The following is a 13,910-nucleotide window of genomic DNA, read 5'->3' on the forward strand; positions in this document are numbered from 1 at the left end:
CCCCGGAAAGGTCAGTCCCCGTCCCCTGGTTCCTGCCCACTCGGTTGCCCGTTCACATAGACGCGGGGAATCCGGGTTCCGATGCGGGTGACGATTTCGTAGGCGATGGTGCCCGCGGCCTGGGCCCAGTCCTCGGCGGTGGGCTCACCCCGGTCGCCCGGACCGAACAGCACGGCCTCGGAGCCGACTTCGGGCTCGTCGCCGCCGAGGTCGACGACGAACTGGTCCATCGCGACGCGCCCGGCGACCGTCCGCCACTTGCCGCCGACCAGCACCGGTCCGGTGCCGGAGGCATGGCGCGGGATGCCGTCCGCGTAGCCGACGGGGACCAGCCCGAGGGTGGTCTCGCCGGCGGTGACGTACCGGTGCCCGTAGCTCACGCCGTGGCCGCCCGGGACATGCTTCACCAGGGCGAGGGAGGCGGAGAGGGTCATCACCGGGCGCAGCCCGAAGTCGGCCGCGCTGCCCAGCTCGGGGCTGGGCGAGATGCCGTAGAGGGCGATGCCCGTGCGGACCAGGTCGAAGTGGGACTCGGGGAGGGTGAGGGTGGCCGGCGAGTTGGCGATGTGCCGCACCTCGGGGCGCACGCCCTGCTCCTCGGCGTGGGCGAGCAGCTCGCGGAAGAGGGTGAGCTGGGCGGCGATGGAGGGATGGCCGGGCTCGTCGGCGCAGGCGAAGTGGGACCACACACCGGTGATCCGGATCAGCCCCGCCTCCTCGGCGTGCAGGGCGGCGCCGACCAGCTCGGGCCAGTCGGCGGGCTGGCAGCCGTTGCGCCCGAGGCCGGTGTCGGCCTTCAGCTGGACGCGGGCGGGGCGGCCGGCTTCCGCGGCCGCCTCGGTCACCTCCCGCAGGGCCCACATCCCGCTCACCGACACGTCGAGGTCGGCCTCGATGGCCTCCCGCCACGGCCCACCCGGGGTCCACAGCCAGCACATGATCCGCACGTCCGCGGGCAGCCCGGGGTCCGCGCGCAGCGCCAGCGCCTCCTCGGGGGTGGCCGTACCGAGCCAGCCCGCGCCCGCCCGGACGGCCGCGCGGGCACACCGGACGGCCCCGTGGCCGTACGCGTCGGACTTCACCACGGCCATCAGGGCCGCGCCCGGCGCGAGGGCGCGCAGGGTCCGCACGTTGGCCCGCAGGGCGGCCAGGTCGATCTCGGCGCGGGCGCGCAGGGGCGCGGTCGGTGCAGTAGCTGTCTCAGTCATCGCGCCCCCAGTGTCTCAGAGGCCTCTGAGAGCCCTCCGGCACAGGCCCCGGTACGGGCCCCGGCACGGGACCCGGTCACCCTCGGGTACCCGCCGGGCACCGGTTCAGGTACCTGTCCGGTGCCCCCACACGTACACCTTGTCGCCCTTCTTCAGCACGCCCCACAGCTTCTTCGCGTCGCCGAGCTTGAGGTTCACACAGCCCCAGGAGCCGACGGTGGTGTAGATGGAGCCGTAGACGGCGTGGAAGGCCTGGCCGCCGTCGAAGAACTGGGCGTACGGCATGGGCGAGTTGTACAGGGTCGACCAGTGGTTCTTGTGCCGCCAGTAGACGGAGTGCCACCCGGCCCGGGTCGCGTACCCCTTCCGTCCGCTCCGCATCTGCACCGGCCCGAAGACCACCTTGCTGCCCTTCTGCACCCAGGTGACCTGCCGGTTGAGATCGACACAGGCGACCCGGTACGACTTCACGGGGCAGTTCTTCTTGGCGTTCGGGTTCTTCTTCGCCGAGAGGAGCATCATCTGGTACCAGGTCACGGGCCCCGCGAACCCGATGGCCGGCTTGATCTTGTACTGCTTCTGGAACTTCTGGATGGCCTTGCAGTCGGCGGTGGACTGCTTCCCGTCCACCTTCAGCTTCAGCCACTGCTCGATCTGCTTCTGATACGGCCCGGTCAGCTTGGAGCAGCTCACCTTGGCGACGGCATCGCTGAGCGGCACGTACTCGACGAGGTCGTACGTCCCCGGCGGCGCGGCCTTGGGCTCGACGGCGTCCTCCTTGGCGCTGGGCGTGTACACCTTCGGCGCCAGCATCTGGTCGGGGGTGTCGACCTGCCAGGGCTTCCCGGGCCCGGGCGCGACCCCCGGCACCAGCTCCGACTCGGCGACGGCGGTGGGGGGTTCGGGGGCGGTGTCCGCGGCGACACTCCCGGCCCCGAGGCAGAGAACGAGCACGGCGGCGGCGAGGGTCCCCGCGACCCCACGAACAGAACCGCCCCGATAACGCAGGGTTCGTCCATTAATCATGCGATCAGACAACCCCGCACACCCATGAATCCGGCGAAGCCGCGCGGCCAGTTCACCCGAGGGATGCAGGAACCTCGGGCGAGACGGGCGACCCCCACACCCGGCGAAAACGGGACGTGCCTTCCGGCCCCCGCACCCGACGAAAACGGGACGCGCCTTCCGGCCCCTACGCCCAACTCCGCAGCCGGCGCGAACAGGGCACACCCCTCAGCGGCGCGGGGCCGCATCGGATGTGCGATCTACCGCCGCGTGGGCGCGATCAGCAACCGCCCACGCGCGCCCGAACCGCGGCGCGGCCCCGTGACGGTGAGGTCCTGGCCTACCGAGTCGGGCGCGTGGGTGGGAAAACCCCCCTCCACGCCGCCCCCAACGCGTCAGCCACCGCATGCGCAACCGTCGGCGCCCCCTCCGCCGCGAACCGCCCCGCGAGCCCGTGCAGATACGCCGCCACACTCCCCGCGTCCCGCCCGTCGAGGCCGCACGCCAGCAGCGACCCCGCCAGCCCCGACAGCACATCCCCGCTCCCCGCCGTGGCCAGCCACGGCGTCCCCGTCGCGTTCACCCGGACGGCCGCCCCTCCCCCCGGCTCCGCCACCAGCGTCGTCGCCCCCTTCAACAGCACCGTCGCCCGGTACGCCCCCGCCAATTCCCGCACTGCCGCGAGCCGGCCGGCCTCGACCTCCTCCCGCCGTACCCCGAGCAGCGCCGCCGCCTCCCCGGCGTGCGGCGTCATCAGCGTGGGTGCCGTACGCGCACGCACCGCGTCCCGGTCGGCGAGCCGCAGCCCGTCCGCGTCGACCAGCACCGGCACGTCCGCCTCCACCACCTCGGCGACGACGTCGGCGTGGTCCCCGGCCCCCGGCCCGACCACCCAGGCCTGCACCCGCCCGGCCTTGCGCGGCCCCCCGTCCGACACCAGCGTCTCGGGAAAGCGCGCCAGCACCTCGTCCCCGGCGGGGCCGACGTACCGTACGGCCCCAGCACCGCCCCGCAACGCTCCCGCGACGGCGAGCACCGCGGCCCCGGGATAACGGGCCGACCCGGCGGCGATCCCCACCACCCCCCGCCGGTACTTGTCGCTCTCCGCGGACGGCGTCGGCAGCAGCCGCGCCACGTCCACGTCCTGCAACGCCTCCAGCTCGGCCTCCTCGGGCAGTTCAAGCCCGATGTCGACCAGCCGCACCGAACCGGCGTACCCCCGCGCCGGATCGATCAGCAGCCCCGGCTTGTGCGTCCCGAAGGTGACGGTCAGGTCGGCCCGTACGGCCGCTCCCCGCACCTCGCCGCTGTCCGCCTCCACCCCGCTGGGCAGGTCCACGGCGACGACGACGGCCCGCGACCGCTCCACCACGGCGACCAGCGCGGCGGCCTCGGACCGCAGCCCGCCCTTCCCACCGATCCCTACGACGCCGTCCACGACGAGATCGGACCGCAGGATCAACTCCTCGGCGGCACCGGCGAGTACGGCCGTGCCGCCGGCCCGGCGCAGCGCCGCCAGGCCGCCGGTGTGGGTGCGCTCCGGCGCGAGCAGCACGGCCGCGACCCCCGCCCCTCTCCGCGCCAGCCGCGCCCCGGCGTACAGCGCGTCGCCGCCGTTGTCACCGCTGCCGACCAGCAGCACCACCCGGCTGCCGTACACCCGTCCGAGCAACTCGGCGCAGGCGGCGGCCAGCCCCGCGGCGGCCCGCTGCATCAGCGCCCCTTCCGGCAGCCGCGCCATCAACTCCCGCTCGGCCGCCCGTACCGTCTCCACGCTGTAAGCAGTCCGCATGCCCCGAGTCTCCCCCGGAACCGGTGGGGCGCGCATCCGCCCGCCCCGTCCGGGTCACCCCTCCGCGATCACCACCGCCGACGCCACCCCGGCGTCATGGCTGAGCGACACATGCCAGGACCGTACGCCGAGTTCCGCCGCACAGGCGGCCACGCTCCCCTTCACCTGCAACCGCGGCCGCCCGCTGTCCTCCACGAACACCTCCGCGTCCGTCCAGAGCAGCCCGGGCGGCGCCCCCAGCGCCTTGGCCAGCGCCTCCTTGGCCGCGAACCGCGCCGCGAGCGAGGCGATACCGCGCCGTTCCCCGCTCGGCAGCAGCAACTCCCGCTCCACGAACAGCCGCCCGGCCAGCCCGGGAGTCCGCTCCAGCGACTCCCGGAACCGGTCGATCTCGGCGACGTCGATCCCTACCCCGATGATGCTCACCCGGGCACTCTACGATCCACCCGGCCGCCGCGGGCTCGCCCGGCCCCTCCTCCTCACTCCACCGTCACGGACTTCGCCAGGTTGCGCGGCTGGTCGACCTCGTTGCCGCGGGCCGTGGCCAGTTCGCAGGCGAAGACCTGGAGGGGGACCGTGGAGACGAGGGGCTGGAGCAGGGTGGGGGTGGCCGGGATGCGGATCAGGTGGTCGGCGTACGGGACCACCGCCTCGTCCCCCTCCTCCGCGATCACAATGGTGCGCGCGCCCCGGGCCCGGATCTCCTGGATGTTGGAGACGATCTTGTCGTGGAGAACGGACCGGCCACGCGGTGACGGCACGACGACGACCACCGGCAGGTCCTCCTCGATCAGCGCGATCGGGCCGTGTTTCAGCTCGCCGGCCGCGAAGCCCTCGGCGTGCATGTAGGCCAGTTCCTTGAGCTTCAGGGCGCCTTCGAGGGCGACCGGGTAGCCGACGTGCCGGCCGAGGAACAGCACCGTCTTCTTGTCGGCGAGGGAGCGCGCGAGCGCCCGTACCGGCTCCATGGTCTCCAGGACCCGCTCGACCTCGCCGGAGATGTGCGAGAGGTCCCGGATCACGGCGCCGACCTCGTCGCCCCACTTGGTGCCCCGCACCTGACCGAGGTACAGGGCGACCAGATAGCAGGCCACCAGCTGGGTGAGGAACGCCTTGGTCGAGGCGACCGCGACCTCCGGCCCGGCGTGGGTGTAGAGCACCGCGTCCGACTCGCGCGGGATCGTCGAGCCGTTGGTGTTGCAGATCGCCAGGACCTTGGAGCCCTGTTCCCGCGCATGCCGCAGGGCCATCAGGGTGTCCATGGTCTCGCCGGACTGGGAGATGGCGATCACCAGGCTCCGCGAGTCCAGGATCGGGTCCCGGTACCGGAACTCGCTGGCCAGCTCCACCTCGCAGGGGATGCGGGTCCAGTGCTCGATGGCGTACTTGGCGATCAGGCCGGCGTGGAAGGCCGTACCGCAGGCGACGATGACGACCTTGTCCACCTCGCGCAGCTCGGTGGCGCCGATCCGGACCTCGTCGAGGGTCAGGGAGCCGGCCGCGTCGATGCGGCCCAGGAGCGTATCGGCGACCGCCTTGGGCTGCTCGGCGATCTCCTTGAGCATGAAGTAGTCATAACCCCCCTTTTCCGCCGCCGACGCGTCCCAGTCGACGTGGTAGGAGCGGACGTCCGCCGGGGCGCCGTCGAAGCCCGTCACCGTCACGCCGTCCCGGCGCAGCTCCACCACCTGGTCCTGGCCCAGCTCGATCGCCGACCGCGTGTGGGCGATGAACGCGGCGACGTCCGAGGCGAGAAAGGCCTCGCCCTCTCCAACGCCCACCACCAGCGGGGAGTTCCGGCGCGCGCCCACCACCACGTCCGGATCGTCGGCGTGCACCGCGACCAGCGTGAACGCGCCCTCCAGACGCCGGCACACCAGCCGCATCGCCTCCGCGAGATCGGCGCTGCCGGAGAACTCCTCCGCCAGCAGGTGCGCGACCACCTCGGTGTCCGTCTCGGAGGCGAGGTCGTGCCCACGCTCCGCCAACTCGGCGCGCAGGGCGGCGAAGTTCTCGATGATCCCGTTGTGGACGACGGCGACCCGGCCCGCGTTGTCGAGGTGCGGATGCGCGTTGGCGTCCGTCGGCCCGCCGTGCGTGGCCCAGCGGGTGTGCCCGATGCCGGTGGCACCGGCCGGCAGCGGCCGCTCCGTCAGCTCCTTCTCCAGGTTGACCAGTTTCCCGGCCTTCTTCGCCGAGGCCAGCCCGCCGTCCGCGAGCACGGCGACGCCCGCCGAGTCGTACCCGCGGTACTCCAGCCGCTTCAGCCCGGCGACCACCACATCGAGCGCCGACTGCGCCCCCACGTATCCCACGATTCCGCACATGAGCGGCAGCCTAAGTGCCGACGCCCGCCCGAACACGGCTCAGCGTGCCCGAAATCGGAAATAATCGCACCGATTCGCACCGATGGAAATCCAGCCAACCTCATCCGGCCGTCACCGGTCGCCGCAGATCCCACCCCACCGGCCCCGCACGCACAGTGCGCGACTTCATATGGACGATCCGGGGATCTTTGTCGCACGCGCCAAGTCGCTCGCACAGATGGCGGGCAGAAGCCTCGTCCTGGGCAGGGCTCCTTCCGGTCCCGCGCTCGGCACGTGACCGACCCCACCCCCCACCCCGTTCAAACTCCGTTAACAATGGAATGTGATCTCTCCGGTCTCCCCGATGCCCCGGAGCGCCCACCGGCACAGGCCGGAGGCGACTCCCTATGTCGACCTCACCCGTTCCGAGTGGAGCGCGCTGCGCGACAAGACGCCGTTGCCGCTCACCGCCGAGGAGGTCGAGAGGCTGCGTGGCCTCGGTGACGTCATCGACCTCGACGAGGTGCGGGACATCTACCTCCCGCTGTCCCGCCTGCTCAACCTGTACGTCGGTGCCACCGACGGACTCAGAGGCGCCCTGAACACCTTCCTCGGCGAACAGGGCTCCCAGTCCGGCACCCCGTTCGTCATAGGCGTGGCCGGCTCGGTGGCCGTCGGGAAGTCGACCGTCGCCCGGCTCCTGCAGGCACTGCTGTCCCGCTGGCCCGAGCACCCGCGCGTCGAGCTGGTGACGACGGACGGCTTCCTGCTCCCCACCAAGGAGCTCGAAGCCCGCGGTCTGATGGCCCGCAAGGGCTTCCCCGAGTCGTACGACCGCCGGGCCCTGACCCGCTTCGTCGCCGACATCAAGGCCGGCAAGGACGAGGTCACCGCCCCCGTCTACTCGCACCTGATCTACGACATCGTGCCGGACCGGAAGCTCGTCGTCCGGCGCCCGGACATCCTGATCGTCGAAGGACTCAACGTCCTCCAGCCCGCCCTCCCCGGCAAGGACGGCCGCACCCGGGTCGGCCTCGCCGACTACTTCGACTTCAGCGTGTACGTGGACGCGAGCGCCGAGGACATCGAGCGCTGGTACCTCAACCGCTTCCGCAAGCTGCGCGCGACCGCCTTCCAGAACCCGGACTCGTACTTCAGGAAGTACACCCAGGTGTCCGAGGAGGAGGCCCTGGAGTACGCCCGCGGTCTGTGGCGCACCATCAACAAGGCCAACCTGGTCGAGAACATCGCGCCCACCCGCGGCCGCGCCACCCTGGTCGTCCGCAAGGGCCCGGACCACAAGGTGCAGCGGCTGCGGCTCCGCAAGCTCTGACACCCCGCCCGCAGACCGCCTGTTAAAAAGGCGTCATGCTGCATCTGCGCCTGATCACCCCGGCGGACCGCACGGACGCCGTGGTCCGGCTGATCGAGACAACGGTCGGCACGACCCACCTCGTGGTCGTGCCGGGCGCCGCCCGCAACCCCGCAGGGGACGTCGTCATGTGCGACGTGGCCCGCGAGGCGGGTGACGAACTCATCGGTGGGCTACGGGCGTTGGATCTCGACCGCACCGGCTCGATCGCCGTCGAGGACATCGACCTGAGCCTGTCAAACCGGGCCGCCAAGGCCGAGGCGGAGGCCCCGGGCGAGGGCGCTGACGCCGTGCTGTGGGAGGGGCTGACGGACGCGACCCACGAGGAGTCGACGCTGTCGGTCACCTACGTCGCCTTCATCACCCTGGCCACGATGATCGCGGCCTGCGGTGTCGTCCTGGACAACGCGATCCTGATCGTGGGGGCGATGGCGGTGGGCCCGGAGTTCGGCCCGCTGGCCGGCATCTGCACGGCGCTGGTGCGGCGCCACCCCCGTCTGGCCCTGCGTTCCCTGACCGCGCTGCTCGTCGGCTTCGCCGTGGCGCTGCTGGTGACCGTCGGCTTCACCTACCTCATGGACGGACTGAACCTCTTCACCAAGGTGCAGCTGGAGGCGGAGCGCCCGAACACCAACTTCATCTACCGCCCCGACGCGTTCTCGTTCGTGGTGGCGGTACTGGCCGGTATCGCCGGCATACTCTCCCTGACCTCGGCGAAGTCAGGTGCCCTGGTGGGCGTGGCGATCTCCGTCACCACGGTCCCGGCAGCGGCGAACGCGGCAGTGGCCTTCGCCTTCACCGAGTACCGGCAGGCGTGGGGCTCGACGGAGCAACTGCTGCTGAACCTGCTGGGGATCGTCCTGGCGGGTACGGCGACTCTGCTGAGCCAGAAATGGCTCTGGACGAAAGCGACTTGAGGCAGAGCGCCCCGCCCCGTCAGGGATGCGGGGCTGCGACATGTGCGGCTCCGCCGCGTGGGCGCGACAGGCCACGACGAACCCGCAGCCCGCAACGCGCCCTCCCCGGCACCCCGAACCCGGAGAACAGCTACCCCAGCGCCGACTTGACGGCGTCGGCCAACCGCCCCGCCACCGACCGGGCCTGCTCGATGTCCGCGGCCTCCACCATCACCCGTACCAACGGCTCGGTACCCGAAGGGCGCAGCAGCACGCGACCGGTCTCGCCCAGCTCCCGCTCCGCCTCCGCGACCGCCGCCGCCAGGTCCCCGGAGGTCTTCACCCGGGACTTGTCGACGTCCGGCACGTTGATCAGGACCTGTGGCAGCCGCTCCATCACGCCCGCCAGCTCCCGCAGCGACCGCCCGGTCTGAGCCACCCGCGCCGCCAGCAGCAGCCCGGTCAGCGTGCCGTCACCGGTCGTCGCGTGGTCGAGGATGATCACATGCCCGGACTGCTCGCCGCCGAGGGCGTACCCGTGCTCCTTCATCTCCTCCAGGACGTACCGGTCACCGACCGCGGTCTGGACGAGGTGCAGCCCTTCCCGCTCCAGCGCCAGCTTGAAGCCGAGGTTGGACATGACGGTGGCGACGACGGTGTCCGAGCGCAGCGCACCCCGTTCCCGCATGGCCAGCGCCAGCACGGCCAGGATCTGGTCGCCGTCGATCTCCTCGCCGGTGTGGTCGACGGCGAGGCACCGGTCCGCGTCGCCGTCGTGCGCGATGCCGAAGGCGGCCCCGTGCTCGACGACCGCGGCCTTCAGCTTGTCCAGGTGGGTGGAGCCGCAGCCGTCGTTGATGTTGAGCCCGTCCGGCTCCGCGCCGATCGTGACGAGGTCCGCGCCGGCCCGGCGGAACGCCTCCGGCGAGACCCCCGCGGCCGCGCCGTGCGCTTCGTCCAGGACGATCTTCAGCCCGTCGAGCCGGTTCGGGAGGACCGACAGCAGGTGGGCGACGTACTGCTCGGAGCCCTCGTCGTAGGACCGTACCCGGCCGACGCCCGCGCCGGTGGGCCGCTCCCAGGGTTCGCCGTGGCGGTGGGAGTCGTAGACCGCCTCGATCCGGTCCTCCAGCTCGTCGGCGAGCTTGTGGCCGCCGCGGGCGAAGAACTTGATGCCGTTGTCGGGCATGGCGTTGTGGCTGGCGGAGAGCATGACGCCGAGGTCGGCGCCGAGTGCGCCGGTCAGGAACGCGACCGCCGGGGTGGGCAGCACGCCGACGCTCAGGACGTCGACGCCCGCGCTCGCCAGGCCCGCGACCACGGCCGCTTCCAGGAACTCCCCGGACGCACGCGGATCCCGTCCGACGACCGCCTTCGGCCGGTGGCCCTCGAACGTGCCCGCCTCGGCCAGCACGTGCGCCGCCGCGACCGACAGCCCGAGCGCCATCTCGGCCGTCAGGTCCGCGTTGGCGACGCCGCGCACGCCGTCCGTGCCGAAGAGTCGTCCCACTTGTCCTCCTGAAGAAGCGTCCTTGCTGCCAGGAAATGATGGCAGGCGCTTAGTCATGCGATCACACCAGCCTTTGAGCGTCTTGTGTCGTTATACGCCCTTGGCCGGGATAAACGAACGCCCCGACGGCACATGTGGCGTGCCGCCGGGGCGTTCGGAGTACGCGCCGGGCCAGAGCCCGGATACGCGGGCCAGGCCCGTCTCTGCGTACGGGCAGGCAGCGGGCGATTAACGCTTGCTGTACTGCGGAGCCTTGCGGGCCTTCTTCAGACCGGCCTTCTTGCGCTCGACCGCACGGTCGTCGCGCTTGAGGAAGCCGGCCTTCTTGAGCGGGCCGCGGTTGTTGTCGACGTCGGCCTCGTTCAGCGCGCGGGCGACACCGAGACGGAGCGCACCGGCCTGGCCGGAGACACCGCCACCGGCGATGCGGGCGACGACGTCGTAGCGGCCCTCGAGCTCCAGCACCTTGAAGGGCTCGTTGACTTCCTGCTGGTGCACCTTGTTGGGGAAGTAGTCCTCAAGGGTGCGACCGTTGATCTTCCACTTGCCGGTGCCCGGGACGATCCGGACGCGGGCGATGGCGTTCTTGCGACGGCCCAGGCCGGCGGCCGGCTGCGGGTCGCCGAAACGGGACGCGAGGGACTCGGAGGTGTACTCGCCCTCGACGGGGACGTCCGTCTCCGTGGTGTAGCTGTCGATGTCGATCTCTTCGAGCGGCTGCTCGGCAGTGGTCTCGGCCACGATGCTCCTCAGATTCTCTTCAGTCTTAGGGGGTGGCCGGAACTACTGCGCGACCTGGGTGATCTCGAACGGAACCGGCTGCTGCGCAGCGTGCGGGTGGTTCTCGCCTCGGTAGACCTTCAGCTTGGAGAGCATCTGACGGCCCAGGGTGTTCTTGGGGAGCATGCCCTTGACGGCCTTCTCGATGGCCTTCTCGGGGTTCTTGTCCAGCAGCTCGTCGTAGCGGACGGAGCGCAGACCACCCGGGTAGCCGGAGTGGCGGTACGCCATCTTCTGGGTCCGCTTGTTGCCGGACAGGTGCACCTTGTCGGCGTTGATGATGATGACGAAGTCACCGGTGTCGACGTGAGGGGCGTAGATCGGCTTGTGCTTGCCCCGCAGGAGGGACGCCGCAGTGGTGGCGAGACGGCCCAGGACGATGTCCTGGGCGTCGATGACGTGCCACTGGCGCGTCACATCGCCGGGCTTGGGGCTGTACGTACGCACGGTTCGTAGCCTTCGCTTCGAGTGAATGGTCCTGAACAGGTCACCGAAACGATCACGACAGCCTGAGCCACTGCGGCGACGCATACCGCGTACGTGGGGTTGCTGGTCATCGGCCCGGTGGACCGGTGTAAGGGCCCGTCCCGTGAGAATGAGCAAGCCAATACACAACGAAGAGTCAGAGTACCGGGGTGCCCCCTGACGGGTCAAAACGAGCTCGCGCGGACGTCGGAGGCGCGCGATGACGCCGGGATGCTCCACCCTGCCCCAAAGGTCCACTATCACCCTTCGTACTGTCACACCGGTACCCTCAGCCCCCGTCTAAGATGCGCCCCATGAGCTATGGGCAGGGGGGACCCCAGTCCCAGTGGGATCCCTGGAAACCGCAGTCGCAGCAGCCCTGGAACGGCGGAGCCGACCAGACCCCGGACTGGGCCGCGCTCGCCGAGGCCTCGGAGACGCGGAACAAGCGGCGCAGAGTGCTGTTCATCGGCGGTGGCGTGGTCGCCACGCTGGCGATCGGCACCGCCGTCGCCATGGCCGTGGTGTCCGCGAACGGCGACAACAACGCCTCCGGCACACCCAGCAACCTGCCCGCGAGCGCCTCGCTGCCGAGCGACTCGGCGGACTCGACGCCGTCCTTCGCGCCGACCAGTGCGCCGCCGCCGCTGGACCCCGAGGAGTTCATATCCAGTGTGAAGAAGGACACGGCGCCGCTCAGCGCCGAGACCCTCTTCCCGGGCACCCAGCTGACCATGGGCGAGACGGTGTACAAGAAGGGCGCCACGGCCGACACCAAGAAGTGCGCCACGGCCGCCAAGGGCACGCTCCCGAACATCCTCACCAAGAACGACTGCACCCGGCTGCTGCGCGTCACCTACTTCAAGGACGGCGCAGCGGTGACGGTGGGCGTGGCCGTCTTCGACACCGAGGCGCAGGCGGCCAAGGCCAAGACCGAGGCCGACAAGAAGGGCTTCGTCACCGCGCTGGCCGGCTCCGGGGTGAAGGCCTTCTGCGCCTCCGGCGTCTGCCGCACGACGACCAACTCCTACGGCCGGTACGCCTACTTCACCACCGCCGGCTTCCTCAACGGCAAGGACGTCACCACCAAGGACACCAAGGTCTTCCAGACCGGTGACGACCTGGCGGAGTTCACCTTCCGGCAGATCCGCAGGCGGGGCGAGGCCCAGGCGTCGGCGGCGGCCGACGCCGGCCAGTGATTTCGGACACGTCCGGTCAGGTCCGCTCCCAGGTGGCCTGGAGCACGGGCTCCTGGGGTCCGCCGCGCGCGACCGTGCGCGGCGGGGCGCCCTCGGCGGTCCTGAAGACCCACGTGCGGTAGGACCAGAAGCGGAACAGGGTGGCGATGCCGATGCCGAGGAACTTGCTCACGTTGTAGGCGAGCGTGCCCTGCCAGCCGAACCCGTAGGTGGTCGCGTAGAGCACCCCGTTCTCGATGACCAGGCCGACCGCGCTGAAGAAGAGGAAGAGCCCCAGCTCCCTCCGGCCGCTGCCGTCGTCCCGGTCCTGGTTCCGGTAGGCGAAGTAGCGCAGGCCCACGTAGTTGCCCAGTACGGCACAAGCTGTCGCGACCACGCTCGCGCGCACCGGCTGCCAGTGGACGACGGCCCTGATCAGGTTGAAGACCGCCAGGTTCACCACGAATCCGGTGAGCCCCACCAGCCCGAACTTCGCGATCTCGCGGTACAGGCTCCCCCGCCGGGAGGGGAGCGCGTGCCGCCCGCTCACCGCCCCGTTCGGCTCTGCCGGTGGCGCAGGCGCAGCCGCAGCGGCATCACCGCGGACTCGATCTGGGTCGCGAGGTTCATCTTGGACTCGCCTTCGGTCCGCTCCTCGAAGCGGATCGGTATCTCGACGGCGCTGTGGCCGGCCCGGACCGCCTTGAACTTCAGCTCGACCTGGAAGCTGTAGCCCGCGCTGTCCAGGGTCAGCAGGTCCACATCGCGCAACGTCCGCGCCGACCACAGGTTGAATCCGGCTGTGATGTCCCGGATCTCGGTGCCGAGCACGGTCCGGGCGTAGCGGTTGGCGAACCGGGAGAGCAGCACCCGGTGCCTGCCCCAGTCCTCGTCCAGTGAGCCACCGGCCACGTACCGGCTGCCGACGACCAGGCCCGCCCCCTCGGTCACGGCCGCGTCGAGCATCCGCGTGATCGCCTCGGCGGGGTGGCTGCCGTCGGCGTCCATCTGGACGACGTAGGCGGCGCCCTCCGCCAGCGCCGCGGTCATGCCCGCGACGTAGGCGCGCCCGAGGCCGTCCTTCTCGGTCCGGTGCAGCACGCTCATGCGCGGCCGCCCGGCGGGCCGGTCGGCGTTGTACTTCTCGGCGAGTTCCTCGGCGATCCGCCCGGTGCCGTCCGGGCTGGAGTCGTCGACGATCTTCAGATGAAGCCCGCCGACGGGCAGGCCGAGGACCAGCTCCGCCATCCGAGGCAGGTTCGCCGCCTCGTTGTAGGTCGGCATCACCACGGTGACCAGTGCGCCAGAGTGTCTGTCGAGCTCCGTCATCTTGTTCTCATCCCCTCCCCAGGGAGGCCCGCAGCGGGCCTTTTCGCAGCGGGCGCGGGTCTGCCCAGC

Annotated in this window: 13 protein-coding genes; 3 read left to right on the forward strand and 10 right to left on the reverse strand. The window is 71.0% G+C overall.

Features of this window, described 5'->3' with window-relative positions:
* Positions 1-11: 11 nt before the first annotated feature.
* The 5 genes from alr to glmS form a co-directional block, all read right to left on the reverse strand.
* Positions 12-1,208 carry an alanine racemase gene (gene alr / locus AB0N16_RS09185; protein WP_365794694.1) on the reverse strand — a complete coding sequence of 399 codons (1,197 nt, stop codon included), beginning with the start codon at positions 1,206-1,208 and terminating at the stop codon, positions 12-14.
* Between the two features lie 105 nt (positions 1,209-1,313).
* Positions 1,314-2,234, reverse strand: coding sequence for a L,D-transpeptidase (locus tag AB0N16_RS09190; protein ID WP_365794696.1), 921 nt, complete (start codon positions 2,232-2,234; stop codon positions 1,314-1,316).
* 319 nt (positions 2,235-2,553) lie between these two features.
* Positions 2,554-4,005 carry an NAD(P)H-hydrate dehydratase gene (locus tag AB0N16_RS09195; protein WP_365794698.1) on the reverse strand — a complete coding sequence of 484 codons (1,452 nt, stop codon included), beginning with the start codon at positions 4,003-4,005 and terminating at the stop codon, positions 2,554-2,556.
* 54 nt (positions 4,006-4,059) lie between these two features.
* A complete protein-coding gene (locus AB0N16_RS09200) occupies positions 4,060-4,431 on the reverse strand; it encodes a holo-ACP synthase (RefSeq protein WP_362562811.1) in 372 nt (123 codons plus the stop codon).
* Between the two features lie 53 nt (positions 4,432-4,484).
* The gene (gene glmS, locus AB0N16_RS09205; protein WP_365794700.1) at positions 4,485-6,332 is read right to left on the reverse strand and encodes a glutamine--fructose-6-phosphate transaminase (isomerizing); all 1,848 of its coding nucleotides are present in this window, start codon (positions 6,330-6,332) and stop codon (positions 4,485-4,487) included.
* A gap of 343 nt (positions 6,333-6,675) precedes the next feature.
* Between glmS and coaA the strand changes: the two genes are divergently transcribed.
* Both coaA and AB0N16_RS09215 read left to right on the forward strand, forming a co-directional pair.
* A complete protein-coding gene (gene coaA / locus AB0N16_RS09210) occupies positions 6,676-7,644 on the forward strand; it encodes a type I pantothenate kinase (RefSeq protein ID WP_365794702.1) in 969 nt (322 codons plus the stop codon).
* A gap of 35 nt (positions 7,645-7,679) precedes the next feature.
* Complete coding sequence (locus AB0N16_RS09215; protein ID WP_365794704.1) at positions 7,680-8,600, forward strand: DUF389 domain-containing protein; 921 nt, start codon at positions 7,680-7,682, stop codon at positions 8,598-8,600.
* Between the two features lie 130 nt (positions 8,601-8,730).
* On the opposite strand, the gene glmM is transcribed toward AB0N16_RS09215, so the two are convergent.
* The 3 genes from glmM to rplM all read right to left on the reverse strand — a co-directional run bounded on the left by glmM (position 8,731) and on the right by rplM (position 11,316).
* Positions 8,731-10,089, reverse strand: coding sequence for a phosphoglucosamine mutase (gene glmM, locus AB0N16_RS09220; protein ID WP_365794706.1), 1,359 nt, complete (start codon positions 10,087-10,089; stop codon positions 8,731-8,733).
* Positions 10,090-10,317: 228 nt separating this feature from the next.
* Entirely contained in the window at positions 10,318-10,830 is a 513-nt protein-coding gene (gene rpsI, locus AB0N16_RS09225; protein ID WP_351318187.1) for a 30S ribosomal protein S9, read from the reverse strand.
* 42 nt (positions 10,831-10,872) lie between these two features.
* On the reverse strand, positions 10,873-11,316 hold the full coding sequence (gene rplM / locus AB0N16_RS09230; protein ID WP_123974783.1) for a 50S ribosomal protein L13: 444 nt from the start codon (positions 11,314-11,316) through the stop codon (positions 10,873-10,875).
* A 332-nt stretch (positions 11,317-11,648) separates the two neighbouring features.
* On the opposite strand from rplM, the gene AB0N16_RS09235 reads away from it, so the two are divergent.
* On the forward strand, positions 11,649-12,533 hold the full coding sequence (locus AB0N16_RS09235) for a hypothetical protein (protein WP_362562792.1): 885 nt from the start codon (positions 11,649-11,651) through the stop codon (positions 12,531-12,533).
* Between the two features lie 16 nt (positions 12,534-12,549).
* On the opposite strand, the gene AB0N16_RS09240 is transcribed toward AB0N16_RS09235, so the two are convergent.
* Positions 12,550-13,062: a GtrA family protein gene (locus AB0N16_RS09240; RefSeq protein WP_365794708.1), complete on the reverse strand. Its 513-nt coding sequence runs from the start codon at positions 13,060-13,062 to the stop codon at positions 12,550-12,552.
* Positions 13,059-13,841, reverse strand: a complete 783-nt coding sequence (locus AB0N16_RS09245) for a polyprenol monophosphomannose synthase (protein WP_365794710.1) — start codon at positions 13,839-13,841, stop codon at positions 13,059-13,061. The genes AB0N16_RS09240 and AB0N16_RS09245 overlap by 4 nt, the downstream gene beginning before the upstream one ends.
* Positions 13,842-13,910: the final 69 nt, after the last annotated feature.

The sequence above is a fragment of the Streptomyces sp. NPDC051105 genome (assembly GCF_040682795.1).
Taxonomy (GTDB): domain Bacteria; phylum Actinomycetota; class Actinomycetes; order Streptomycetales; family Streptomycetaceae; genus Streptomyces.

What these genes read in the sequence shown, in the direction of transcription:
- AB0N16_RS09215 (WP_365794704.1), top strand. Translation starts at nt 7,680, where the DNA reads ATGCTGCATCTGCGCCTGATCACCCCGGCGGACCGCACGGACGCCGTG.
- coaA (WP_365794702.1), top strand. Translation starts at nt 6,676, where the DNA reads ATGCCCCGGAGCGCCCACCGGCACAGGCCGGAGGCGACTCCCTATGTC.
- AB0N16_RS09190 (WP_365794696.1), bottom strand. Translation starts at nt 2,234, where the DNA reads ATGATTAATGGACGAACCCTGCGTTATCGGGGCGGTTCTGTTCGTGGG.
- AB0N16_RS09245 (WP_365794710.1), bottom strand. Translation starts at nt 13,841, where the DNA reads ATGACGGAGCTCGACAGACACTCTGGCGCACTGGTCACCGTGGTGATG.
- alr (WP_365794694.1), bottom strand. Translation starts at nt 1,208, where the DNA reads ATGACTGAGACAGCTACTGCACCGACCGCGCCCCTGCGCGCCCGCGCC.
- glmS (WP_365794700.1), bottom strand. Translation starts at nt 6,332, where the DNA reads ATGTGCGGAATCGTGGGATACGTGGGGGCGCAGTCGGCGCTCGATGTG.
- AB0N16_RS09235 (WP_362562792.1), top strand. Translation starts at nt 11,649, where the DNA reads ATGAGCTATGGGCAGGGGGGACCCCAGTCCCAGTGGGATCCCTGGAAA.
- AB0N16_RS09195 (WP_365794698.1), bottom strand. Translation starts at nt 4,005, where the DNA reads ATGCGGACTGCTTACAGCGTGGAGACGGTACGGGCGGCCGAGCGGGAG.